The following is a 22,126-nucleotide window of genomic DNA, read 5'->3' on the forward strand; positions in this document are numbered from 1 at the left end:
GGCGGGTGCAGGGCGGTCATCAGCTCCAGGCCGGTCACGGCGGTGGAGCCGCGCGGCGTCATCACCCGGGTCGCATACGTGCCCAGCAGGCGGGCGAGTTCCGCCGACGGAAGCTGCCCGGCACCGGCCCAGTGCCGGGTGTCGAGCGCGTCCCAGCCCGGGATGCACAGCTGCACGCACATGCGCTCGGAGCCCTGCGCCGGACGGTAGATCCGCGCCCACGGACCGAACCCGCGCTTCGTCAGCTGCCAGTCCGCCCGCGCCAACTGCTTGATGACCTTGTGGCCCTCCGGCAGCCGACCGGACAGGCGCTCCTCCTCAGTGAGGTGGAGCGGCAGGCCGTAACGCTCGCACGCGGCCTCGGTGAGCACGATCAGCGGGTCAGCGTCCTTGCCCCGCCCGCTCAGCTTGGGCGCCCCCAGCTTCGCCTCCGACAGAGTCCAATCGACCAGCGCCGGAATGGACTTGGCGGGGACGTCCAGTACCAGGCCGCCGACGCAGTACGCCGACACTTGCCCGTCCGCGACGTCGACGACGGCCAGCGGGCCGTTGGTGAAGCGCGGGTCGGCGGCGGCTGCGGGGATCGGCTTCTTCGGCGTCGCCTTCTTCGCAGCCGGGCGTCGCGACGTCGGCGACGGCGGGGCCGTGCTCGCCGGATGAGCCGGGGCCGCCGTCTTGGGAGCTTGTGTAGGGTCGGGCGTCTCAGAATCAGTCGTGCCGTCAGGCTCAGCAACCGGGCCCGTGGACAAAGGTCGTGCTCGCTCGGTGGTGGGTCCGGCGAAAGTCTCAGGTACGGGCGCCGGGTGCTTCGCCGCCCAGCCCTCCAGCAGCCGCTGGTACGCCTGCTGGCGCGGCGGGCGCGGCTCAGACCGACCCGTCTCCCAGTTCTTCACTGTCTGAGTCGTCGTCTGCAGCACCTGCGCCAGACGGGCCTGCGTCACTCCTGCCGCCTCACGCAGCCGCGCCCGCTCCTCCGGCGACGGCAACGGCGGCTCACCCTCCAGTAGCGCGTCTACCGCCTCGAACAGCTCTTCCTCGGTGGGCAATTGCTTCACCTCCGCCCCAACCCTATCGGACTTTAACCCCAGATTTAGCTGATTATTTAACCCTGAATTCTCGCCTAGGTGTCGCCCGGGTGCAGCGATTGACGAGCTGAGCAGTTTCCTTTAACTTTGTAACTAGTTAAGAAGTTTTTGGAGGTGGGAGGGTGCTGCAGATCCAGTTGGCTGCCGAGCGTGCGGCAGTCAACGACAGCATGGGCCGCACGTTGATCGGGTGGCGACCCGGGATGAGCGAGGACGAGGCGTGGGAAGCCGGCCGGGGCGTGTGGAAGTTCAACGCCGACCGCGCCCTGGCCCAGGACGAAGTGCAGATCGTCAGTCCCGAGGGCACGGTGCTCGCCCTGGCGACGATCACCGGGATTTCCAAGCACGGCGACCGGTACGCCCTGGAAGGCGAGCTGCTGCGTGGTGACCCGCGCGTCGGCCGGATCACCTCGACCCCCCATCGGTCACGGAACTCCGTGGCCTACTTCTGACCGCACGGACCGGCTGGCCCGCCCGGGCCAGACCGCCTGAGTTTCGAGGGAGCAGCAGCATGGAGTTCCAGCCGATCGAGCGCGGCGCGGGGGCGTTCCAGCAGACGGTGACGGCTGAGGAGATCCAGGCGATCTGCGCGCGGGTGTTCGGCACCGGCACCCTTGCTGTCCGTGCGGTCGAGCTGGGTGCGGGGATGTACAACAACACCTACCGGGTGGACCTGCAGGGCCAGGAGCACCCCGTGGTGGTGCGGGTGGCGCCAGAGCCGGGCCGGCAGTTCCGTAGCGAGCGTGAGCTGATGCGCAACGAGTATGCAAGCGTGCCATGGCTGGCGCCGATCGCCCCGCTGATGCCCCGGGTCATCGCTGCGGACTGGTCCCATGAGGTGATCGGCCGGGACTACCTGGTGCAGAGCTTCCTCCAGGGCGTTCCCGCCCCGGATCGCCTCGGCGGCTACCCGCGCTCGGCGTGGCCGGTGTTCTTCCGGCAGATGGGTGCGATCGCCCGGACCGTGCACGCCGTGCGCGGTCCGTCCTTCGGGCCCGTCGCCGGCCCCGTGTACGCCACCTGGAGCGCGGCGGTGACCGCATCCCTGGAGGACATCGCCGCCGACCTCGACAGCGTCGGACTGGACGCCGCCGACCTGCGCAAGGTCGCCGCCGTTGCCGCCCACCACCGTGACGTCCTCGACGAGATCACGCAGCCGCGCCTGCTGGCGGGCGACCTGTGGACCGTCAACGTGATGCTCGCCGACCACGCGGCAGAACCGATGATCAGCGGGGTTCTCGACATGGACCGGACCTGGTGGGGCGACCCTGCCGCGGACTGGACGATCCGCATGGCCCTGGCGAAGCAGGACGAGCGAGTGGCGTTCTGGGACACCTACGGACCCCAGGACCGCTCCCCCGCCACAGCGTGGCGCTCACACCTCTACGAGGCGCGACACTTGGGCGCGATCCGCCTGGAGCGCCACCGCCTCGGCAACACCGACGGCGTGAACAACACCTTCGGCACCATGGCCACCGTCCTGTCCGCCCTGACCTGATCGTCCGCCTCTCGGGGATCCAGCGGCAGGTGCCGCTCGCCTCGCGATGGCATCGCATACCGAACGGAGGTGCCAGCCACCCCCTTGTGGGAGTCGTCTGTCAGTCCCGGCTGCCACCATCCGCTCATGTTGATCACTCCGGATCTGGCACGGACCACACTGGCAGGCCTGACACAGGGCTGCGCAGTACCCATCGAATGATGGTGTTGAGTTCCTCCATGCCCAAGCCGCCTCAGCAGGCGGTGATGGCGACCCGGCGAAGGAGGTGGGCGGTGGGCAGACGCCGACGGGCCTCCCCTTGCAGCCCGGCCAGCGCCACGTCCCGTCCGGGGTCGCCCTGTTGGAGGGCTGTGCGGTAGATGCGCAGGTAGGTGTCGCTCCAGGCGGGCCGGTCGTGGCATTCAACCGTGCTGAACCCGGCAGCGCGCAGCACGGTGGGCCAGTGGGTGTGGCGGTGGCGGTCGGGCAGTCGTGGGTCGCCGTGCTGGCGCGGGTGCCAGCCGGTGATGACGAGGCGTCCGCCGGGCCGAAGGATCCGGCGGGTTTCTGCGGCAGCGGCGGTGTGGTCGTGGGCGTACTGGAGGGCGTCGATGGATACGGCTGCGGACACGCTGGCGTCGGGGAGTCCGGTGGCCGTCAGGTCACCGACCGCGAAGTGGGCGCGGTCGCCGACTCCCAGGGTGGTGGCACGGTGTTGGGCTTGGGCGACGGCGACGGGTGAGAAGTCGATGCCGACCAGTCGGGCGTGGGCGGTGCGGGCCAGCCACAGGCCGGGGCCACCGCGTCCGCATCCGAGGTCGGCCAGGGTGCTGTCCTCGGTGAGGGCCAGGGCGGCGGCGATGTGGTGCAGCAGGTCGGCGGACAGGAAGGAGAAGGGCTCGACGTCCGGGGGCAGTGCGGGGTCGGCGAGATGGCAGGCGCGGCTGAACGCGCGGCGGTGAGCCTCGCCGTGGAACAGGGCGTCGAACTCGTCCGCCGCGGTTGTCGGAGCCGGTGCGTGTCCTTGGGAGGGGAGTCCGGGGTCGCAGGCTGCGGTCATCAGTCATCCTTCGCGGCCGGTGCGGCCGGGCTGGGCTCCGTCGGGGGCTGGGGCTGGGTGCGATGTGGATCGTGATGCGGGCCAGCAGGCGCTCGGCGTGGCGGTCGACGGCGGTGGCGTCGGGGCCGGTGACGATGAGGTGGCCGAGCCGGCTGCGGTTGGCCCGGGTCGGCTCCACCTGGTCTCCGATGGCTGCGCGCAGCCGGACCTGCGGGATGTGCGGTCCGGGCTCGGGCAGCCCGGTCACCGCCAGCAGGTGCCCGGTGTGCGGGGTGGTCAGGAACCGTACGGTGGCGTGGTCGTGGCGGGTCGCAGTGAGGTCGGCGGGCTGGCCGAGGGCGATGTCCCACAGTGCGGTCCACGGGTCGATGCCGAGGGCGTGCTGGATGAGGGCGCCGATGTGGCCGGCGCCGATGCGGGCGCCGATCTCGATGACCGTGCAGTGGCCGTCGGGGGTGAGCATCATTTCGGTGTGGGAGGCGCCGTTGCGGATGCCCGCGGCGGCGATGGCCCGCTCCACCTGGTGGTGCACCGCTTTCTCGGCGGCGGGCGGCATGGCTGCGGGGAGGCTGTGGCCGACTTCGACCGGGTACGCGCCGAGGGTGACGGTCTTGGCGGTCGCGCACAGATGCGTCGTGCGGCCGTGCTGGGTCAGGGACTCGATGCTGTACTCGGTGCCGGCGACGTAGTCCTGGACCAGCACACGCCGATCGCCCGCCATCCCGTACATGCGCTGCGTGGCGCGGGCGGCGTGCCACGCCGGTATCGCCGCGGCGGCGGTGTGGGCGATGGTGACGCCGGTGGACCCGGCGCCGTCGGCGGGCTTGATCACGCACGGGAACGCGATCCGGCCTGCGGCCAGCAGGCGGCGCAGCTGGTCTTCGTCGTCGACGACCAGGGTGGTGGGCGCGGTGACGCCGTGGCGGGCGAAAGCGCGGTGCATGGCGGCCTTGTTGCGGGCGGCGTCGGCTCGGGCCGGGTCGTTGCCGGGCAGGCCCAGGGCCGCGCACGCACGGGCCAGCAGCGGCGTGAGGTATTCGTTGACGGTGAGCAGCGCGGCCACGCCGGTGCGGCGGGCGTATTCCACGATGTCGCGTATGGCCGTGTCGGGCCGGGAGAAGTCGGTCAGTACACAGCCGGACAGCAGCGTGTTCAGGTCGGGGCTGTAGGTGAGCTGGGTGGCGGGCTGGGTGGCGGAGTGGACCTGGTAGCCGCGGTCGGCGGCCGTGGCGGCGAGCGCCATCGACTCGGGGCCGGCCGCCTCCAGCAGCAGGACGCGGGGCGCGGTCATGTCAGGTAGTCCTCGCAGGCGCCCTCGCGGTGGGTGTCGAGGGTGAAGCAGTGGAAGCCGCCGCCGAACAGCCGCCGGTGCCGGTGCCGTACCGGCACGACCGTGAAGCCCTCGGCTTCGAGCGTCTTGATCAGGCCCGTGCAGTCCTCGTTGACCAGCACCGTGTCGGGGTCGACGCTCAGGACGTTGAGGTCGATGTAGGGGCTGGTGAGGACCAAGTCCGAGTCGTCGTAGGTGGGGAATGCTCCGGGGTCGGGCTCCGGGGGGACGATGAAGCGCCACGACCGCAGGGCTTCGGGCAGCAGGTCGCGGATGCCGTCGTGCCGGGCGAGGAAGACCCCCGGCCGCAGCGCGAGCAGCATGCTGTCGATGTGGTTGTCGGCCATCCGGTGCACGCGGTGGATGCGGTAGCGGCCTGCGAGGTGCCGCTCCAGCCAGTCGACGCCGTGGCGGTGGTTGTCCTGGGCGATGTTGACGACCAGGTCGCGGCCCAGCCGCAGGACCTGCGCGCCGTCGAGCATCATCTCCACGCCGACGTCGTACGCGGACGGCTGCGGGTCGTCGACCGGCTCGGTCGGGCCGCCCAGCGTCGTTGTGGTGTCCCTTGCGTAGGAGAGGTCGAAGGACAGGTCTGTCAGGACCGGGCGCGGCATGGTCGTCCACCGGGCTCCGCTGTCGTAGTAGCGGCGGTAGACCGGGGCCAGGAGGCGGGTCTCCAGGTAGCGGGAGCGGATCGCCGGCGGCGTCTCGATGATCTCGTCGCCGAGGATGAGGGTGTTGTCGCGGATGTTGAGGGCCGGGGTGGGCGCGGCCTGCCAGCCCAGGCCGGCGATCGGGGCGGGGTTCGGGGGCAGCGGCAGGGGCCGGTGCACGGTGATGCCCAGACCGGCCAGGGTGGCGGCCAGGGCCTCGACGTCCTCGTGGAGTTCGTCGGCGTAACGCTGCTTGATGCTCCAGCTCTGCACGGTGGCGCTGCCAGTGGCAGCCAGCCGCGGGTAGGCCCAGTCCGAGCGGAACCCGGTCAGGTTCTCGTGGTGGAACAGCTCGAAAGTCACGTCGCGGTCATGGGACAGGTAGTGGGCGGCGGACCCGACGATGATCTCGCGCAGGGGCGTGAAGTCGTCGTGGCTGTGCAGTCGCATGGCGGGGTTCCTCATCTGCGTGCGCGGGGATGGGGGCGGTGCCGAATCGTCAGACGGCGGCTGTAGCGGGCAGGTACCGCTCGGTGAAAGAGCGGCCGCCGCGGACGCGCAGCCGTACGCCGTCGCCGGTGAGCTGGAGGGTGCGCTGCTCGCTCCACCCTGCGAAGCGGTACTCGTTCGGGCCTGCGGCGGCGAGAGCGAGGACGCGGCCGCCGGTGGTCAGCGTCAGCTCGCCGCTGATCTGGTCGATCGTCGCGGGCTGCAGCGGGCCGTCCAGGGGTTCGTCGCGGTCGAAGTCGGTGATGCTGCCCGGCAGGTCGATGGCGAAAGGCAGCGGTACAGGGCAGGCTGCGGGCGGCGGGGTGGGCTGGTTGAACAGCACGTCGGCGGTGGCGAAGACCGCCTGCCAGTCCTGGGGGAACAGGGCGGCCAGGTCCTCGGTGAGCAGGGCGTCGATGACCGCGTGGACCCGGACGACGGGACCGGTGTTGGCGACCTGGTGCTCGCGGGAGAAGTCCCCGTACCAGAACTCTCCTGGCTGCCACCGGTGCTCCACGCCATCGAGGATCAGCACCGCGCCGGGATGGGTGACCAGCGGGATGTGCAGCCGTACGAAGCCGCGGTCCAGCGCGTATTTGGGGTCGCGGTGGGGCTGCGAGGCGGCGCCCGGGCCGAGCGCCATCAGCCGGACCGCGTTCAGAGGCGCCGGGATCGCGGCGAGGATCTCGGCCAGGTACGGCAGCCGCTCCAGCCAGACAGTGGGCGCGAAGGAGACCGGGCCCGGGCCGCCGGGGTCGGTGCGGCCGGCGTCGCCGCCGGGGTTGCGCAGCGGCAGGACACGCCAGTCGATGGCGGCGGCCTGGCCGATGGTGCCGCCGGGAGCGTGGATGCGCTGGGGCTGCCAGCGGTGGCCGGAGACCTCGGCGAGCTCGCGGGCGAGCCGGTCGGGATCGAAGGCCGGGGTGAGCCGGGCCGCTTCGGCGAGCGGCGGGCGGCCTGCTGTGGTCATCACGGACGTCCTCTCCGGGGGCGCTGGGTGGTCATCAGGCGTGCCGGGCCTGCACGCCGACGCGGTCGCTGGGGCGGTACGCGTCGGCGGGCACGGACGCGAAGCGCTGGTCCAGCTGCTGCCACACCGCCTGACGGTCGGCATCGGTGGTGTAGGCGAGGCAGAACAGGAACTGGGCTTGGCCCCCTTTGGCCGCGACGATGGGCATGGAGACGATGACGCCGGTGCGGGTTGCCCGGTCGTAGCCGCAGCCGAGTTCCTCGAGCGCGCCGAAGAACGTCTCGGCGTCGGGGACGGCCCAGGTGGGGGGTACGTGGTACTCGACCACCGATCGCTGCGGGGCGGCGGCGGTGTCGACGATGCGGTGGGCGATGACCTGGTAGATGTGCAGGCTGCCCGAGACTTGGGCGTTGACCTCGGTGAACAGCACGCGCTCGTCCGGCAGGACGAGGGCGTCGGCGGACAGGTGGCCGCGGTAGCCCAGCGCCCGGTAGGCCTCGGCCAGCCGGGTCCCGCCTTCAAGAAGCTGGGCGCGGATCGCCTCGTGCATGCCGCGCAGCGGGACGATCTGGTGGCTCAGGCGCCGGCCGACGTACAACAGCGTGCCCATCTCGGTCGGCCATGTTCCAGCGTCGGCGGCGTAGTGCTCGGAGTAGACCGACACCGCGTCCGGGGCGAACTCCTCCAGGACGACTGGGTAGCGGCCGCCCACGGTGGCCCAGTCCCAGCGTTCCTTCCAGTACGCCTCGATCGCCCCCGCGCCGTCGCCGGTGAGGTGGTGGAGGTGGCGGGCGCCGACGTGATCGGAGGCGAGGGAGGGGTCGCGCAAGAGGAGCTGGTTGCCGACACCGGCACCGTTGTGGGCTTGCTTGACCATGACCGCGCCGGTGGCCGCCAGGAGGAGACCGGTGGCGTCGATCGCCTCATCGGTGCTGCGGCACACCGCTCCTGCGGGGGTCGGCACGCCGGCTCCGGCCGCGAGCGCCCGGAAGTTGGCCTTGTTGTTGCCCAGCTCCCCGCCACCCTGGGCGAAGAACGCCGCGCCAGGGAGCCGGTCGGCGAGGCCGAGGGCTTCGGCGAGCCGGGATACCGACGCCGACGGCCACAGCGCGAAGACCTCCTCGACCCGGTCGGGACCGGATGCGCGCAGCGTGGCTGCGACGGTGGCCACGAACTCGGGGCTGGTCAGGCTTTCGGGGTCGAGCAGCCGGCCGCCGTGGCGGCCGGGCGGAGGCACCAGGATGCTCAGGCCGTCCGGGTCGACGCCCGTAAGGGAGGTGACGTACTTCAGGAAGGCCGGGTCGGGCGGGTCGCTCAGCACGACCAGGTCGCCGTCGCGGGCGAACCACAGGACGCGCTGGGTCCACGCCCGCAGGTCGCCCCGGTCACGGATGGCGGGGTCGATGTGATTGCCGATCAGGATTCTCGACACAGGGTCACTCCCAACGGTGCGGTGAACGGGGCTGGTGGGGCCAGGCTTCGTGGCGGTCAGGGTCGGAGGGTCGCTGGCAGCGCTTCGAAGGCGCGCATGGTCGCGGTGCGGCGGCGCCGGGCCGAGCCGACGGCGCGCAGTTGTGCCGGGTGGTCGAGCAGGGTGGACACCAGGGCCCGCAGGGCGGCCTGGGCGGGGACCGTGCCGATGCATGCGTGGGTGCCCCAGCCGTATCCGAGGTGCCGGTTGGGTGAGCGGTCCAGCAGCAGCCGGCCCGGCTCGGGGAACCGGAGGGGGTCGTGGTTGGCGGCGGCGAACAGCACCAGCACGGTCTCCCCCGCGCCGATGGTGACGCCGCCGATCTCGCAGGCCTCGGTCGCGATCCGGCTTGTTCCCTGCACCGGCCCGTCGTAGCGGACCAGTTCGTCGACGCCGGTGCGCAGCAGCTCCGGGTCGCGCATCGCCTCCAGGGCTGGCGGGTGCTGCAGCAGGGTGTGCACGGCGTTGCCGATCGCGGCGACCATGGTGCTGTAGCCGCCCTGGAACATCACCCGGGCGGTGTTGCGTACGTACTGGTCGAGGTCGTCGGACTGATCGGCGTGCTGCTGGACGTGCGACAGCAGGCCGGGCCGGCTGCTGGCGTCGAACCACGACTGGACCAGGGTGCTCAGTTCCTGCCGGGCGATCCGGCCCGGTTCTACGACGGCCGGGTCCAGGCCGCCGTCCATGCTCCGCATGATCGCGTCGGAGATGGCGGCGAAGGACCGGACGTCGGGTGCGTCGACGCCGAGCAGGTCCGAGATGACTTTCAGCGACAGCGGCGCCGCCACATCGGCCACCACGTCGAACTCGGCCCGGTCGGCGAGCTGGTCGAACCGTTCGGTCAACTGGCGGCGGGCCCGCTGTTGGAGGGCGTCGAGGTCCTGGGCGTGCAGGGCGTTCATGAACAGCGAGCGCACCGGGGCCTGGGCGGGCGGGTCCAGGGACTGCACATTCAGGCTCGGCTCCGGCACCGCTGCTCCGGTGCGCCGCCGGTCGCGGGCGAAACGGCCGTGGTCGCGCAGGACGGCGACGCAGTCCGCGTACCGGGTCATGGCCCAGCACTGCATGCCCTCGTGCCAGAACACCGGAGTGTTCTTCCGCAGCGCGGCAAGAACCGGGTACGGGTCGGCCAGCGTCGCCGGGTCCAGCGGATCGTAGGTGAGCAGGGACGGCATCGGCCTCTCCTCCAGGCGGTGCGGGCAGGGGACAGAGCGGGCCGGGCTCGGCAGGTGCGCCAGCCCGGCCCGGGAGATGAGATCAGTGGTCGTACGACATGACGGCCCCCCTTCTGACAAGCGCCGCCTCGGCCGGCGGTGGAACGCGCGCCGGGCGATGGGACCCGGTGGCGGCGTTGTGGCCGAAGTGGTGCGAAGACACCAGCGAGTACAGCTCAACTGTTCGAGGCCGGGAAGGAGTTGACTGTGGCGCTGCTGTGGCGCAGCAGCCGAGAGCAGTACCCTGCCGGTCAGGCCGCATGATGGGATGCGCTCGTGGAGCCTTTGATCCGCCACCCTCTCGCCCACGCCCGTCTGCGGCGCGCTATGTCGCTGGAAGACCTCGCCCGTGAAGTCCGGCACGCCGCCAGGCGGCGGGGCCTGCGCTCGGGCACCACCCGGCAGCAGGTCTGGAGGTGGGAGGCCGGCCGCCAGGTCCCCGACGCCGACTCGCAGTTACTCCTGGCCGACGCCTTCGGGATCGAGCAGGCCGCTGTCGCCGCTGTCGGCTGGCCGATGTGGCTCCCCGGCTATGACACCGCCCTGCCGTTCGGTCCGCGCAGCACCGTCCCCGCCGTCCGGGAGGCCCTCATGACATCGCTGGACCGCCGCAGTTTCCTGTCCTACGGTGCCGCCGTCCTGACCGGCCTGGCCGAGCAATGGGCACTGGTCGAGCCCGGCTGCCTGGTCGCCGCACTGGACGGCAAGCGCGTCGACGCCGACCTGGTCGACTGGCTGGAGACCACCAGCGCCAAGCTGACCACCCTGGTCACCGAACAGCGCCAGCACACCGTCGCCCTGCTCGACGCCCACCTGTCGACCGTGGTCAACCTGCTTGAGGAGGGACGGTACTCCGGGCCGGTCGGCCACCGGCTGCACGTCCTGGCGGCCTCCCTCGCCCAGACCGCCGGCTGGTACCGCTTCGACCTGGGCCAGCACGCGGCCGCGGGCCGCTACTGGCATGCGGCGCTGCACAGCGCCCACGCCTCCGGCGACCGAGACCTCGGTGCCGGCGTCCTGTCCGACCTCGCCTACCAGTCCACCTGGCTACGCGACCCCCGCACCGCCGTCGACATCCTCCAGCACGCCATCCCCCGCACCCACCACCCCGCCGCCCGCTCACTGCTGCACCTGCGACTGGCCCGCGCCCACGCCGCGCTCCGCAACGCCACCGCGTGCCGGCGGTCCCTGGCCGCCGCCGAGACCGAACTCGCCACCTCCTCCCCCGATCCCACACCGGCCTGGTGCTCGTGGATGTCTCCCGCCGACCTCGCCGTCGACTCGGGCCGCTGCCTGTCAGAGCTGGGCCAAGACCGCCGCGCCCACCACCTGATCGGCGAGGGCATGGCACTGCTGCCCCGAGCCGCGACAAGACCAGGGCGGTGTTCCTCACCTACGAAGCCGAAGGCCTCCTGCGGGCCGGCCAGCCCGAACCGGCGGCGGCAGCCGCCACTCAGTCCCTGGGCCTCGCCCGCCGCATCGGCGCTCCGCGCTGTATCTCCATGGTCCGCGAACTCGCCCCCGCCTTCACTCCGTACTCCGGCACGCAGGAAGTCACCGACTTCCTGGACGTTCTCCGCGTCGCAGGCTGAAATCCTGGTGCATCACCGGCGCACAGTGAGAACCCGTCTCTGGGTCTATGGGGTGAGGAATCCCGGGACCATGGCCGCCCGGCCTTCGTTCGTCTGAACACCCAGGCCGTCCCTCGAACGCGGCTTCGGCCGGGGCCGGCTGCCGCTGATGGCGGATTCGTAGGCGGCCGGCCGTGACCGGCTCCGAAGTGCGCTCGCTCCCGGCCGGGGATGTGATGGGCGTATGGCCCCCGCCACGATTGCCAAGCTCAGCATCACGTTCGGGCTGGTGAGCATCCCGGTCCACGTCCACGCCGCGACGCAGGACCACGACGTGCCCTTGCACCAGGTGCACGCGGACGACGGCGGCCGCATCCGCATGAAGCGGACCTGCGAGAAGTGTGGCCAGGAAGTCGCCTACGCCGATATCGCCCGCGGCTACCAGGACGGTGCCGGGCGAACCGCCGTACTCACCGATGCCGACTTCGCTCAGCTGCCGCTGCCCAGCATGAAGATGATCGATGTGATGGCCTTCGTCGATACCGTCGACATCGACCCCGTCTCCCTGTCACGGGCCTACTTCCTCGCCGCCGACCCTGCATCGGCCAAACCGTACGTCTTGCTGCGCAACACGCTGGCCTCCACCGGCAAGGCCGCCATCACCAAGGTCACTCCGCACCGGCAGCCGCGAGTCGCTGGCACTGCTCCGCGTTCACGACCAGGTCCTGGTCCTCCAGACCATGCACTGGCCTGATGAGATCCGCCCGAGCGTGGGGCTCGCTCCAACCGGAGACATCGAGATCCACTCTCAGGAACTGCAGCTGGCCAGCAGCCTGATGGAAACCATGTCCGAACACTTCGACCTGCAGACCCTCCACGACGATTACCACAAGGCCCTGGACCAGTTGGTGAGGGGCCGCCTGGAAGGTCAGGCGGTCCCGGCCCTCGAGGAAACCGCGCCGCCGCCCGAGGGCGTCGTCGACCTGATGGCCGCGCTGCAGGCCTCGATCGACGCCCGCGCCGCCCAGGACGAACCCCCCACGCCACGGAAACCCGCGAAGAAGACCCCGGCCAAGTCACCGGCAAAGAGCACCGAGGCGAAGAAGACGGCCGCCAAGAAACCGCCTCGCCGTACCGGCTGACAGCCGCCGGCCATCGGTCGTGCGCGCCTGTCAGACCTCGGCCGCGAGGGCATCGATGAGGACGTGCAGGCTCAGCCGCGCGCCGTCAGCGTCGACGCCGGTCTCTTCGAGTGCCTGGACCGCCAGGTCGAGCACCCCGACAAGGTGGCCCTCGCGAACAGCGGGCCGGAGCTCGCGTAGACCTGCCCGGAACGAATGCGGGCCAGGCCGTCAGCGAGGCGCAGCTCTTCAGGCGTCGGAACCCATGTCCCAGCCTGGTACTTCTCTATGAGGCAGGTTGCGGCACTTCCCAGGGCGTTGGCTTTGAGGGTCGTCGTCACGAGCTGCCCAACGACTTCTGGCGCTTGGTGGCACGGCGCGCTGCCTGGCCTTCCGTTGCCGCAGCGCCAGGGCAGCGAATTGGAGGTCGCGAGCCTAAGCCGCGGAGGTGAACGCCTCGTACAGGCATGGGATTTGACGGCTCCGGCCGCTCGCGTGGGATGGGTTGAAGTGGAAGGCGGCTGTCACTCAAAGGGGTGATGACCTGCCCAGTCCCGTCGCGTCACTTTCGTCGCCATGCGCCACGCGCGCTACCCTGTTCGTACAAACGTTCGAGTGAGGGGTGTCCACAACGAGGCAGCAAGGGCCAACGGAGATCAGAGGGCGTCATGGGGTTCACCCACCTGCACGTCGCGTCCGGTTACTCGGCCCGGTACGGCGCCTCGCCCCCGGCGCACGATCTGCTGCAGCTTCTGCCCCTCCTGGTCGGTCAGTCTGCGCACACGGACTGGCTCGGCCACCGCACCTCCACCGGTCGGATCAGAACGTCACCGCACATCCAACCGCCCCAACCAGCAACCCGGCGAACCTATGTGGTCACAGCACTAGCAAGCGACACTGACAACGGCCTGGCACGAGGGCTGCGGTACAGCAATGAGGTACAGCAACCCCAGCAACCGGCAACGCCCGACAACGGCCCTCATGGCCCTCTCGACTCACCGTGGCAGTGACGGTCGCGCGGGTAGTTGCTCAGTGGCGGGGGGCGGGTGCGCCCCTGGCGTTGACATCCATCGTTGACACCAACGGCGGCGGACACGGATGGATGACCGTGGACGCCAAGAGGTTCGGCGTTCAGGGGCTGCCCTGTTCGATTCGCTTCAGGGCTTCCCAGGATCGACCTGATAAGGATGAAGCCACAGGTTCAAAGGATCACCGTCATACCAGTAGGGGCGCCGTCCCGGTTAGGACGGCGCCCCTACTGGACATCCGCTGAGACTCGGCCAGGCGTGGTGTGACGGTCGCATGTGGTCGAATCGGCGTTCTCCCGCGTCAGGTCTCAACGCTGTCAGTGCGTGGCTATTGGACGTCTACGAAGTCGCCGGTCGCGTTGACCGCCGGAGTCGTCGTCGTGCCCGCGAAGCTGTAGCGGAAGTAGCCGTCGGTGGAGGCGGTGACGGTCGTCTTGAGGTTGCCCGTCGAGTCGGACTTGATCGTCTTCACCGTGGTGTAGGTGTTGCTGCCCTTCTTGCGGAACTGCAGCTTCACTGACTGGTTCGTGTAGCCGTGGTACTGGTTGTCCTCCCAGTTGGCCCGGGAGAGCTTGCCGGTGACGGTGATGGTCTTGCCCTTCTTCACCGGCTCCGGCGAAGCGTTGACCGTCAGCTTCGAGTAGCGCTGCACCTTGAACGTGGTGGCCGCGTCCCGGTGGATGTAGTCGTAATCATTGGCGGAGACCAGCGTGCCGAGGTTCCAGGTGGCCGCCGCGCCGTTGTCAACGAAGCCGGTCGACGCCTGCGGGTCGAACGTCAGCGTGCCCGTGCAGGTCGACGTGGTGGCGCTCGCCTTGACGCACGTGATCTCACCGTCGTCGTACCAGATCTGCGCGTAGTTCGGCTTCGGACCGAAGGCGCTGATGTACGTGGTCTCGGCGATGCCCGAATCGTCCGACGCGGTCACGGAGACCTTGGCGGACACCACGTTGGTGGTACCGACCACGACCGGCTTGCCGCCGTTGACGACGACCTTGTCGATCGTGATGTTGCCCGCGCCGCCGTCTTCCGCCTGGGCGGCGGTCGCACCGATTGCGGTGGCGACCAGCGCGACGCTGGTGCCGAGCAGGGCAAGGCGCATGGTTGTACGCATGAATGTCCCCCCACGAAGTCTTTGGTCGATCAGAGGGAGCGTACGGCGTTGGCCAAAAGTTCACCACGTTGTTGTTTCAACGGATTCACCACACACGGATGCCTTCGCCTTCATCAGGATCCGCGAGTGTCAACGGCGCGCATGCTCCCCTGCCCTTGGGTACTCCCGCAGGGTGCGCCGATGCCTTTCGACTGGGCTCAGGAGGCTCCGCCGACCGCGTGAGCGCCGAGCAAGCTCAGTATGGGAAGACCTCCCACCCTCAGCCGGGGAGGCCGGGAGAAGGCCACGCGTCTACAGCACGTACAGCACCACCGCAACCATCGGTGTCCGTTGGTGGCCTCGCACGGCCGCTGCGCGGCTGGTATGACCGCCAAGGACCGATCCGCATAGAGCTACGGATCAGATGCCGGCGTGGCTCGGGCAACCGTCGCCCTAGGCCACGGGCGGTGGAGTCACTGGCCGAGCTGAGCGGCCAGGAACACCGCTGCCACCGAGGGGCGGACTGCGTACGTTGCGCCCGCGCTCCCCTCAGGGGCCTTCCACCAGTAGAACGGAAGCCGCCGCCCACTGTTGCTGTGTCCCTTGCTCATCCCGGACAGCACACCCGCCACGCGCCGCGCCGGATCGCCCTCATTTGGCCTGCCCAGGACCTTATCCACCAGCTCCGTGCAGTGGATCCTCCGGCCAGGGTTGCGCAGCAGGTACTCGAACACCCGCAGGGCCTGCGGCGCGAGTTCAGCCAGGAACACTGCGGCGCGCTCCAAGTCCTCCGGGCCCCATTCCGGAGCATCGTAGTGCCCCTCTTCACCAGAGTGCTCAGCCCACCGCGAATGAGGCTCTACCAAGAACAACTCGCCCCCGCCGCATGACCGTTCAAGATCCGGTCACTGGTCCGAAAATAACGTCTGAACGCCAGCCCGTCCGGTGGGTTCAAGCGGCCTCAATGGGTTCGAAGCGGACGGTCATGCCCAGGGCGTCGGCATCCTGCGGGCGCCGATCATCGGCAGCGCCAGCGGCACCTTGCTGCGGGGTCTGGCATGCAATCTGATGTCGCTGGCTGCTGGCGGCCGCCGCCCGCGGCGAGGGCACGGTCATCACCCAGCACGGCCAGGCGCTCGCGGTGCTGCTGCCGCCCGAGGCCGCCGGGCTGTGGGAGGACCACCAGCGCCGCACGGCCGAGCAGGCCGCCCGCCGGGCCGTTGCCGACGAGAGGCACGACCGGCGCAAGGCGTGGGAGAGCGAGCTCTCCCACCCCGTCGCCGCCGTCATCCGCTACCAGAACCACCCCTCCAGCGACGATCCGCTGTATCTGCCCGAGGCCGACCAGGTGCCGCGGCCACGTCGCGAGCTCCGCCAGCTGGTGGAGCAGCTGCGGCCGGACTATCGGTCGTGGATGGTCGAGGCGTGGTACGAGGACGACCCCCGCCGGCCCAGCCCGGACAGTGCCCGCTTCCGCAACACCGCCCGGCACCGCTACGACTGGCAGGACCAGGCCGCGAACAACGTGCTGCACCTGCTCGACGCCGAGGGCAACACCCTGGCCAGCGCCGAGTACGACGGCCCCGTGTGGATGCCCGGCGACGCCGACGCGGAGGCGACGCCGGACCCGGCTTAGCGCACGATCTGGAACAGCCGTTCCCCGGGCCCGGAAAACTTCACGCCCCCCGGGCACGCCTGAATCATCCCGACGGTAGGATTGATGTCATGACGACACCCAGGGAGAAGGTCAGCATTACGCTGCCGCCCGATCTGGCGAAGCGTGCGCGCGCCGCCAGCGGCGGCAACCTCTCGGACTTCGCGGCCAAGGCCCTCGAAGAGAAGCTGCTCAACGACGGCATGGCCGAGTACCGCCGGCTGCGCGCGGCCGACCCGGTCGACGACGTGCTCGACGCCATCGAGGCGGACGCGGCGTGACGGACATCCAGCGGGGGTCGGTGTGGCGTGTGCCCACCGTGGGCCGGGAGCGAACCGTCCTGGTCCTGGAGAACTCGGCCGTCATCCGGCTGCACCCGGGCGGCATCGTATGTCTGCTCATCCAGGAGGCGGACGACGCGCGGGATACCCTCGTCACCGTGCCGATCGCCTCTCCCGTGCAGGGCGTCGTCATGGCGCCGGACATCGCGGCCTTCCGTCCTCAACGGTTCGAGGACGGCAAGCTGCTCGGCTACCTCTCCGCCGACGACATGGAGCGCGTGGAGCGCGCCGTGCGTGCCGTCCTGGACCTGTAACCCACCCCCGCCCCCACACCACCCTTAATTTCCGGCGCGAAATCTTCACGCCCCGCCGGGCTGGCCCCCACCGTCGTCCTAGTCCTGGTCCTCGTCGGCGAACGGGCTGAGGCTCAGCGCCACCCCGTCCGCGGTGATGTGCGGCGCCAGCTCCACAAGCCCCGGGTGCGCGGCCGCCACCTCCCGCACGATCCGGCGCGGCGTCGACTCCGCGTCGACCTTCCGCCCGTTACGGGACGTCAGCAGCGGCCCCGTGCCGGCCGAGGAGTGCGGCTGCCGCCACATCCGGCCCGGCAGGTAGCCGTCCAGCGCCTCCACGCATTCGGCTGGCCACTCCCACTTCTCGCTGCCCCCGCCCTTCAGCGGCACCTTGGAGGTCACCCGCTGCTGCTCGCGGTAGATGCTCTCCATGTACACGCCCACTACCTGCCCCGGCCGCAGATCGGCCAGCAGCAGGTACACCAGCAGCCGGTCGCGGGGGGCGGCGTAGCGGTCGGCGGCCGAGCGCAGCATCCCCGCCTGCCGCCGGGTCAGCTTCACCCGGCCCGGCAGGTCCGCGGTGACGCCGTTGCGGATCGGGCGGGCCGGGTTGCCCGGCACGATGCCCTCGCCCACGGCGTGCTCGTAGAACCCGAACACCGCCGACCGGCGCCGGCTGCGGGACCGCACCGCGCCCTGCCACTGGTTCAGCCACGCATCGACGTGCCAGGGCGTGGCCTCCCACACCAGCTCCGCTATGAACGGGATCCAGCCCAGCGGCGGCGGCCGCTGATCGAACGGCTCCCCGGCGGCCTGCGCGGCCGCGCGCGCCGCCTTGTAGTCGGCGAGCTTGGCCAGGTCGATCGAGTGGCCGCGCTCGTCGACGCGGCCGAGATCCCGCCCGTACCCCTCGTGGGTCTCCTCGGCGTAGCCGTGCCTGCCCTGGTGCAGCCAGTGGTCGCGGACCATGTACGGGTCGGCGTGGATCATGCGGGCCTCCGCTCCGAAAACGCCGGCAGGATCACGCAGTCGCAACTCACCGCGCCACCCGGCGGGGCCAGGTACAGGCCGACCACGTCGGCGACCTTCTCCGCGAACGCCGGGTCCTTGGAAGTGAACTCCCTATTCAACTGTCGTCAGTTCGCTGTGGTGTCCAGCCGGATGGTGATCGTAGGTGGTCCCCGGCGGCGTACCGGCTCCAGGTGGCGCCGGTCTGTGAGGCGAGCTTGGCGGTGGTGACCTGGTGGTAGCCGAGAGCATCGGCGACGACGGGGGCGGGCATCTCCAGGACGTGCTGGCGGATGGCCGCCGCCCGGCTGGCGGTCGTCGGAATGCCGAGATCGTTGATCGAGGCGGCAAGCGCGTAGGGTTCATCGGCTGTGCGGCCCGGCGGCCGGGGAAGAGCCAGCGGGAGTCACGGTTCGTGGCTGTGTTCATGTTGGCGCGGCTGTTGATCCACTCCAGCAACAGGCCCGCGAAGGGCCCGGGGACCGGTGAGGGCGGGTCCCCGAGTTGGAGGAGCACGTGGTCGCCGTGGATGGTGGCGGCTATGCGTGGCGGCGGGTGCGGTAGGCGGTCCGTAGCGCGGGCGGCGGCCGGAGCGGCGGATCAGCCCGGCGTCACCGCGCCCTCCGGCACTCCGAACCACTCGTCCAGCGCTTCCGCCAGCCCGACCGTCGACGTCGGCGCCTGCGCCCCCGCGTCGGCCGCCCAGGCCGTGAAGCCGTCCGGACGGACGAGGACCGCCGCCAGTTCCGGGCGGGACGGGCAGCCGGCCGTCAGGGTGTCGACGCGGCCGGCGTACCCCGCGGCGAGGGCCCGGAGCTCCGGGTCGTCGGTGAGGTCGAGCAGGAGCGCCCGGCCGCCGTGGAGGTGGTCCGCGAGGCGGCCGCCGTCGGTGAGTTCGAGGTCCGGGGTGCTGCGGCCGGTCAGCGGGTGCTTGCCCGGCAGCTCGTACCGCACTCCGGCACCGTTGAGCCGCGCGGTGAGGTACGTGGTGCCCACGACCGTCCCCGCCAGGTCGCTGACGATCTCGCGCAGGGCCCGGGACTGTGGGTCCAGGCGCATGGCCGCGACCTGGGACCGGGTCCAGTCCAGAACCCACGCGCCGACTGGGTGCCGCTCGGAGGTGTACGTGTCCAGCAGCCCTTCCGGCGACCGGCCGCCGATCACCGCGGCGGGCGCTGTCACGTTGGCTGACCGGGTGGGATGATCTTCGGGTTGATCATGCTGGGAAGGGGATCGCTGGTGTCGTCTGTGCCGCCGTCGTACAGGGGTCACCGGTACCCGGTCGAGGTGATCTCCCACTGCGTGTGGCTGTACTTCCGCTTCCCTCTGTCCTACCGCGAGGTCGAGGAGCTGATGCTCCAGCGCGGCGTGATCGTCTCCTACGAGACCGTCCGGCGGCGGTGTGGGAAGTTCGGGCAGGCCTACGCCGACGGACTGCGCCGCCGCCGTCCCCGGCCCGGTGATAAGTGGCATCTGGACGAGGTCTTCATCAAGATCAACGGGAGCCGGAAGTATCTGTGGCGGGCTGTCGACCAGGACGGCAACGTGCTCGACATCCTTGTGCAGAACCGCCGCGACAAGGCCGCGTCCAGGCGGTTCTTCCGCAGGCTGATGAAGAAGACCCGGGCGGTTCCGCGGGTGGTCGTCACGGACAAGCTGCGTTCCTACGGCGCGGCCCACCGCGAGGTCATGCCCTCGGTGGAGCACCGCTCCCACAAGGGACTGAACAACCGGGCGGAGAACAGCCACCAGCCGACGAGGCAGCGCGAACGCGCCATGAAGGGCTTCCGTAGTACCGGCGCCGCGCAGCGGTTCCTGTCCGCGTTCAGTGGTATCTCACCCCACTTCCGCCCCCACCGCCACCTGATGACCGCCCCCCAACACCGAGCCGAGATGACCGTCCGCTTCGCCATCTGGGACCAGGTCACCGGCGTCACAGGCCAACCCACCGCAGCCTGAGCACAGGCCAGCACCTGGACCCCGCCACGCCTCGACGCACCGTCAGACACCCACACACCCAACAACGTGACAACGCCCCTGCGAGAGCTCCGCTTCGGCGACGACCTTCTCGGGCTCGACGAGGACGACCCGCGCCCGCGGCGCGTAGTGTGACCGATGCTGGCCCGGCACCCGAACGCGGCTCGTCGAATGGACCGCAAGCGGGCACCCCAGCACCGCTTCAAGGTCCTCGCGCGTCACCCCGCCGGGCCGAAGGACGCCCGGGGCACCGCCCGTGGCGTCGACGATGGTCGACTCGACGCCGACCTCGCAGGGGCCGCCGTCCAGCACGAAGTCGACGGCATCACCGAGCTCCGCACGGACGTGGTCCGCCATTGTGGGGCTGACCGAGCCGAAGCGGTTGGCGGACGGGGCCGCCACACCACCGCCGAAGGCCGACAGCAGCGCGAGTGCCACGGGGTGGTCGGGCACCCGCACAGCCACCGTCTCCAGCCCACCAGTGGCTTCGAGGGGAACCCGGCGACCGCGCCGCAGGACCAGCGTCAGCGGCCCCGGCCAGAACCGTTCGGCCAACAGGCGCGCAGTCGCGGGCACCTCCTCGACCCAGCCACCCAGGTGCTCCGCGCCGCCGATGTGGACGATCAGGGGGTGGGAAGGCGGACGCCCCTTGACCTGGAAGATGCGCGCGACTGCGTCGGGATCCTCCGCGTTGGCGCCCAGACCGTAGACGGTCTCGGTCGGGAAAACCACCAGGCCCCCGGCGCGCAGTACACCGGCCGCCTTCTCGATGTCACTGGTTCTTGCCATCACCCTCGCAATCATCCCACTACTCCGCTCCCCCACATTCCGTGGTCCCATCGGCGCATAACGACAAACCAAAAGCCCCCGCCACCACACCCGTCCGGCCCGCCACACCACCGGTAGCACCGCTTTCACCCGTGCCAATGCCCGTGCCGCTCCGCCCGTCCTGGCACGATGCTCCCCATGCAGCCGCTGCCGGCCCCTTACCCCTGCGGCCTCATCCCCGACGCCACGGGCATGGACGCCTTCAACACCGCGTACAGGCAGGCCAAGCAGCAGCACGCTGTCTTCGTTGCCGTGGAGCGCCAGGGCTAGCGATGGACGGTGAAGGCCGACGTTATTACCGCCTCGGAGCACGTCGTCGACGACTCGGTGTACGACGCCATCCGCACCCCAATCATCCGGAGAACTCGAACCACTGGCCCGCGCCGTGCCTGAATCAAACGCACAGCGCTACAGCTATTCCGCTGCACCGAGGCCGGGTCAGCCACCGAACCAACCAAGATCAATCTCCGTCGTACAACGGCTGTAGCGACGTTTCCCATGGCTGATTCCGATCATGCTCGGGCGTGCCAAAATAGATGATGAGGATTTCCGGCATTCTTCATCGCACATAATGGGATGGCTGCTGACGCCATGGATCACCAGGACCGCCGGTGGACGTTCCTGACCAACCATGCGAGGGTGCTGCTGGCCATCGCACGGAACCCGGATGCACCGCTGCGAACCATTGCCGCCGCCTGCCTCATCACCGAACGAGCGGTCCAGGCCATCATCGCCGACCTCGAACAGGCCGGCTATCTGCACCGGCAACGGGTCGGACGGCGCAACCAATACACCCTCAGCCTCGACCGACCGCTGCGGCATCCGGCGGAAGCCGACCTTAGGCTCCGTGCCCTCGTTGACCTGCTTGTCGACCGCGAGAACGGGAAAGTGGCTCAGCCGCCGAAGACCGCTTCCGCGTCGGTAACGGTGTCAAAGACCCGCAGGACATGATCCACGCCGGTCATCTCAAAGATCCACCGCAGCGGCTCAGACACACACGCCAGCACCAGTACCTTCCGCCGCGCCGACCTGCAGGACTTCGACCGCAAGCGCACCGGTGACAACACCGGCGCCGCCGGACGCCCGGCTGGCCCCCAATCCCGTGACCGCAAGCCCGAGACCCAGCAGCGCATCGCCACCGCCCTCGCCGAACTGCGCCACAACGGCTACCACCGCGGCGTCGCCGCCGAGCTCGCGGCACGGCACAACGAGCCGACCTGGAAATGGGAGCGCGCCGTCAAGGAAGCCCGCAACCAGCACGTGCGCACCGACGCGTCCGCCGCTGGTTGATGAAGGCCAGCCACGACGGCGGCTGTCCTGACTCCCCACACACGACAGCGCCCCATCGCCCCTCGGGACATGCCGAGGTGATGGGTCGCTTCGTCATGTCCGGGCTCAGGTCTCGAGGTCCATGGCGAAGTCGACGACGATGGTGTCACCGCGCCGCACCATCGGGTGCGCGACCTCTGCGACTCGCCCGTCGTCGGCGGGAGCGGCGTCTGCCGGCGGACTGCCGGGGC

22 protein-coding genes and 3 pseudogenes are annotated in these 22,126 nt (G+C 70.3%); 11 read left to right on the forward strand and 14 right to left on the reverse strand.

Translation table 11 applies throughout. From position 1 onward, the window contains the following. A partial coding sequence (locus tag EFK10_RS46565) for a helix-turn-helix domain-containing protein (protein ID WP_127361660.1) occupies window positions 1-1,046 on the reverse strand: 1,046 nt, incomplete at its 3' end. A gap of 161 nt (window positions 1,047-1,207) precedes the next feature. On the opposite strand from EFK10_RS46565, the gene EFK10_RS46570 reads away from it, so the two are divergent. Beyond that, complete coding sequence (locus EFK10_RS46570; RefSeq protein ID WP_127361661.1) at window positions 1,208-1,537, forward strand: hypothetical protein; 330 nt, start codon at window positions 1,208-1,210, stop codon at window positions 1,535-1,537. A gap of 59 nt (window positions 1,538-1,596) precedes the next feature. Continuing rightward, the gene (locus EFK10_RS46575) at window positions 1,597-2,583 is read left to right on the forward strand and encodes a phosphotransferase family protein (RefSeq protein ID WP_127361662.1); all 987 of its coding nucleotides are present in this window, start codon (window positions 1,597-1,599) and stop codon (window positions 2,581-2,583) included. Between the two features lie 232 nt (window positions 2,584-2,815). On the opposite strand, the gene EFK10_RS51760 is transcribed toward EFK10_RS46575, so the two are convergent. The 6 genes and pseudogenes from EFK10_RS51760 to EFK10_RS46605 all read right to left on the reverse strand — a co-directional run bounded on the left by EFK10_RS51760 (window position 2,816) and on the right by EFK10_RS46605 (window position 9,713). Continuing rightward, entirely contained in the window at window positions 2,816-3,622 is an 807-nt protein-coding gene (locus tag EFK10_RS51760) for a class I SAM-dependent methyltransferase (protein WP_127361663.1), read from the reverse strand. Between the two features lie 73 nt (window positions 3,623-3,695). Next, window positions 3,696-4,913, reverse strand: a pseudogene (locus EFK10_RS46585) (ATP-grasp domain-containing protein); the annotation flags it as partial. After that, window positions 4,910-6,055, reverse strand: a complete 1,146-nt coding sequence (locus tag EFK10_RS46590; protein WP_127361665.1) for a glycine amidinotransferase — start codon at window positions 6,053-6,055, stop codon at window positions 4,910-4,912. The gene EFK10_RS46590 and the pseudogene EFK10_RS46585, both read right to left, overlap by 4 nt. Window positions 6,056-6,104: 49 nt before the next feature. Beyond that, window positions 6,105-7,064, reverse strand: coding sequence for an aspartyl/asparaginyl beta-hydroxylase domain-containing protein (locus EFK10_RS46595; protein ID WP_164836524.1), 960 nt, complete (start codon window positions 7,062-7,064; stop codon window positions 6,105-6,107). Between the two features lie 34 nt (window positions 7,065-7,098). After that, the gene (locus tag EFK10_RS46600; RefSeq protein ID WP_127361667.1) at window positions 7,099-8,496 is read right to left on the reverse strand and encodes a preATP grasp domain-containing protein; all 1,398 of its coding nucleotides are present in this window, start codon (window positions 8,494-8,496) and stop codon (window positions 7,099-7,101) included. A 56-nt stretch (window positions 8,497-8,552) separates the two neighbouring features. Further along, entirely contained in the window at window positions 8,553-9,713 is a 1,161-nt protein-coding gene (locus EFK10_RS46605) for a cytochrome P450 (RefSeq protein WP_127361668.1), read from the reverse strand. Between the two features lie 315 nt (window positions 9,714-10,028). On the opposite strand from EFK10_RS46605, the gene EFK10_RS46610 reads away from it, so the two are divergent. The 3 genes from EFK10_RS46610 to EFK10_RS51770 all read left to right on the forward strand — a co-directional run bounded on the left by EFK10_RS46610 (window position 10,029) and on the right by EFK10_RS51770 (window position 12,465). Beyond that, window positions 10,029-11,441 (forward strand): helix-turn-helix transcriptional regulator, encoded by a 1,413-nt coding sequence (locus EFK10_RS46610; protein ID WP_240677903.1) that lies wholly within the window; start codon window positions 10,029-10,031, stop codon window positions 11,439-11,441. Window positions 11,442-11,567: 126 nt separating this feature from the next. Continuing rightward, complete coding sequence (ku, locus tag EFK10_RS51765) at window positions 11,568-12,077, forward strand: non-homologous end joining protein Ku (protein ID WP_240677904.1); 510 nt, start codon at window positions 11,568-11,570, stop codon at window positions 12,075-12,077. Next, window positions 12,064-12,465 (forward strand): hypothetical protein, encoded by a 402-nt coding sequence (locus EFK10_RS51770; RefSeq protein ID WP_240677905.1) that lies wholly within the window; start codon window positions 12,064-12,066, stop codon window positions 12,463-12,465. The genes ku and EFK10_RS51770 overlap by 14 nt, the downstream gene beginning before the upstream one ends. A 1,335-nt stretch (window positions 12,466-13,800) precedes the next feature. Here the strand turns inward: EFK10_RS51770 and EFK10_RS46625 are convergent. Beyond that, complete coding sequence (locus EFK10_RS46625; protein ID WP_127361669.1) at window positions 13,801-14,586, reverse strand: single-stranded DNA-binding protein; 786 nt, start codon at window positions 14,584-14,586, stop codon at window positions 13,801-13,803. Between the two features lie 452 nt (window positions 14,587-15,038). Then, window positions 15,039-15,350 carry a DUF6416 domain-containing protein gene (locus EFK10_RS46630; protein WP_240677906.1) on the reverse strand — a complete coding sequence of 104 codons (312 nt, stop codon included), beginning with the start codon at window positions 15,348-15,350 and terminating at the stop codon, window positions 15,039-15,041. Between the two features lie 356 nt (window positions 15,351-15,706). On the opposite strand from EFK10_RS46630, the gene EFK10_RS46635 reads away from it, so the two are divergent. The 3 genes from EFK10_RS46635 to EFK10_RS46645 all read left to right on the forward strand — a co-directional run bounded on the left by EFK10_RS46635 (window position 15,707) and on the right by EFK10_RS46645 (window position 16,814). Next, the gene (locus EFK10_RS46635) at window positions 15,707-16,201 is read left to right on the forward strand and encodes a hypothetical protein (RefSeq protein ID WP_127361671.1); all 495 of its coding nucleotides are present in this window, start codon (window positions 15,707-15,709) and stop codon (window positions 16,199-16,201) included. 89 nt (window positions 16,202-16,290) lie between these two features. Beyond that, window positions 16,291-16,500: a hypothetical protein gene (locus EFK10_RS46640; protein ID WP_127361672.1), complete on the forward strand. Its 210-nt coding sequence runs from the start codon at window positions 16,291-16,293 to the stop codon at window positions 16,498-16,500. Next, the gene (locus EFK10_RS46645) at window positions 16,497-16,814 is read left to right on the forward strand and encodes a type II toxin-antitoxin system PemK/MazF family toxin (protein WP_127361673.1); all 318 of its coding nucleotides are present in this window, start codon (window positions 16,497-16,499) and stop codon (window positions 16,812-16,814) included. The genes EFK10_RS46640 and EFK10_RS46645 overlap by 4 nt, the downstream gene beginning before the upstream one ends. Before the next feature lie 78 nt (window positions 16,815-16,892). Here EFK10_RS46645 and EFK10_RS46650 read toward each other — a convergent pair whose 3' ends face one another. The 3 genes and pseudogenes from EFK10_RS46650 to EFK10_RS46660 all read right to left on the reverse strand — a co-directional run. Next, window positions 16,893-17,783: a hypothetical protein gene (locus tag EFK10_RS46650; protein ID WP_127361674.1), complete on the reverse strand. Its 891-nt coding sequence runs from the start codon at window positions 17,781-17,783 to the stop codon at window positions 16,893-16,895. A 136-nt stretch (window positions 17,784-17,919) separates the two neighbouring features. Further along, window positions 17,920-18,075: a hypothetical protein gene (locus EFK10_RS49170; RefSeq protein ID WP_206305865.1), complete on the reverse strand. Its 156-nt coding sequence runs from the start codon at window positions 18,073-18,075 to the stop codon at window positions 17,920-17,922. Between the two features lie 326 nt (window positions 18,076-18,401). Next, window positions 18,402-18,971: pseudogene (locus EFK10_RS46660) on the reverse strand (aromatic-ring hydroxylase C-terminal domain-containing protein); the annotation flags it as partial. A 48-nt stretch (window positions 18,972-19,019) separates the two neighbouring features. Between EFK10_RS46660 and EFK10_RS46665 the strand changes: the two are divergent. Beyond that, entirely contained in the window at window positions 19,020-19,760 is a 741-nt protein-coding gene (locus EFK10_RS46665; protein ID WP_127361677.1) for an IS6 family transposase, read from the forward strand. A 57-nt stretch (window positions 19,761-19,817) separates the two neighbouring features. Here EFK10_RS46665 and EFK10_RS46670 read toward each other — a convergent pair. Continuing rightward, window positions 19,818-20,567 (reverse strand): annotated as a pseudogene (locus EFK10_RS46670) (L-threonylcarbamoyladenylate synthase); the annotation flags it as partial. Window positions 20,568-20,744: 177 nt separating this feature from the next. On the opposite strand from EFK10_RS46670, the gene EFK10_RS52485 reads away from it, so the two are divergent. Both EFK10_RS52485 and EFK10_RS46675 read left to right on the forward strand, forming a co-directional pair. After that, a complete protein-coding gene (locus tag EFK10_RS52485; RefSeq protein ID WP_265737619.1) occupies window positions 20,745-20,876 on the forward strand; it encodes a hypothetical protein in 132 nt (43 codons plus the stop codon). 306 nt (window positions 20,877-21,182) lie between these two features. Next, window positions 21,183-21,557 (forward strand): helix-turn-helix transcriptional regulator, encoded by a 375-nt coding sequence (locus EFK10_RS46675; RefSeq protein WP_127361675.1) that lies wholly within the window; start codon window positions 21,183-21,185, stop codon window positions 21,555-21,557. 36 nt (window positions 21,558-21,593) lie between these two features. Here the strand turns inward: EFK10_RS46675 and EFK10_RS46680 are convergent, their stop codons facing one another. Further along, window positions 21,594-21,866 carry a hypothetical protein gene (locus EFK10_RS46680; RefSeq protein WP_127361676.1) on the reverse strand — a complete coding sequence of 91 codons (273 nt, stop codon included), beginning with the start codon at window positions 21,864-21,866 and terminating at the stop codon, window positions 21,594-21,596. Between the last annotated feature and the right edge of the window lie 260 nt (window positions 21,867-22,126).

Source organism: Streptomyces soli, from assembly GCF_003999195.1.
Classification (GTDB): Bacteria; Actinomycetota; Actinomycetes; order Streptomycetales; family Streptomycetaceae; genus Actinacidiphila; species Actinacidiphila soli.